The sequence below is a fragment of the Companilactobacillus halodurans genome (assembly GCF_009600985.1).
GTDB classification, from domain to species: domain Bacteria; phylum Bacillota; class Bacilli; order Lactobacillales; family Lactobacillaceae; genus Companilactobacillus; species Companilactobacillus halodurans.
This window is the reverse complement of the sequence record NZ_VDFP01000122.1, coordinates 1-1484: the sequence shown is the minus strand read 5'-3', so window position 1 is coordinate 1484 and position 1484 is coordinate 1. Positions and strand designations below refer to the sequence as shown.

The window sequence follows — 1484 nt, the reverse complement described above, 5'->3', positions numbered from 1 at the left end:
AACTAATGATTTGACACAGTTGCAACAATTTATAGCTATGGGTCTACAAGTTATTATCAAAGCACCGATTACAGCAATCTGGGCTATTACTAAGATTGCTAATAAAGGCTGGCAATGGACTACTGCCACAGCTGTTGCGGTAGTAGTTTTAATTGTTATGTTAACTTTTATTCTTTTAATGGTACAACCACGATTTAAGAAAATTCAGAGTTTGACTGACCGTTTGAATTTGGTTACTAGAGAAAATCTTTCTGGTATCAGAGTAGTTCATGCATATAATGCAGAAGATTATCAAAATGCTAAGTTTAATAAAGCTAATAAGGATTTAACAGATACTAATTTATTTGCTAATCGCGTTCTAGCCTTAATGAATCCGGGAATGAGTTTCATTTCTAGTACATTGACTTTAGCCGTTTATGCAATTGGTGCCATTATTATTAACCAGGCAACTGTTGGAGCAACTCGGTTAACCTTATTTAGTGATATGATCGTATTTTCATCGTATGCTATGCAAGTTATTTTAGGATTCTTACTCTTGTTGATCATCTTTATTCTCCTACCTCGTGTAACTGTATCAGTAGGTAGAATTAATGAAGTCTTAGACGTAGACCCTTCAGTTAAACACTTGGATAAAACTGAAGGCCAGACAACTGAAAAAGGTGTTTTAGAATTTAAAGATGTTAGTTTCCGTTATCCTGGTGCTGAAGCTGATGCAATTCATAATTTAGATTTTAAAGCACAAACAGGTCAAACAATTGCTTTTATTGGTTCTACCGGTAGTGGTAAATCAACAGCAATGAATTTGATTCCTCGATTATACGATACAACTCAAGGTCAAGTGTTAGTCGATGGCATTGATGTTAAGGACTATTCTCAAAAAGACTTAAATAATAAAGTTGGTTATATTCCTCAAAAGGCAGTTCTTTTCAGTGGATCAATTCGTTCCAATCTTGATTTTGGTTCAACACCATCAGGTAAAAGAACCGATGATGATCTTTATGATGCTTTAGATGTAGCTCAATCAAGAGATTTTGTGGAACAAAAGGATAAGCAATTAGATGCTAAAGTGGCACAACATGGTGATAATTTCTCCGGTGGTCAAAAACAAAGATTAGCAATTGCTAGAGCGATTGCCAGAAAACCAGAGATTCTATTGTTTGATGATTCATTCTCAGCTTTAGATTATGAAACTGATAAAAAATTACGTGAACAATTAAAAGAGCAGGCTGCTCAAACTACTAAGGTTATCATTGCTCAAAGAATTAGTACTATTATGGATGCTGATTTGATAATAGTGTTAGATAACGGTCATGTAGCTGGTCAGGGTACTCATGAAGAGTTGTTGAAGAGTAATGAAGTCTATCAAGAAATTGCTTACTCACAATTATCAAAGGAGGAACTTGCTGAATGAAAATACTTAAAGGTATCAAGAAATATGGTTCAGAATATCTAATACCATTGATAATTGCTTTCATTTTTGCAAT

The 1484-nt window shown here is 34.1% G+C and carries 1 protein-coding gene; it reads left to right on the top strand.

Features of this window, described 5'->3' with window-relative positions; genetic code table 11:
* Positions 1-1411 (top strand): ABC transporter ATP-binding protein (locus tag FHL06_RS12935; RefSeq protein ID WP_153386998.1); only part of this gene is annotated, 1411 nt, incomplete at its 5' end.
* Positions 1412-1484 lie beyond the last annotated feature (73 nt).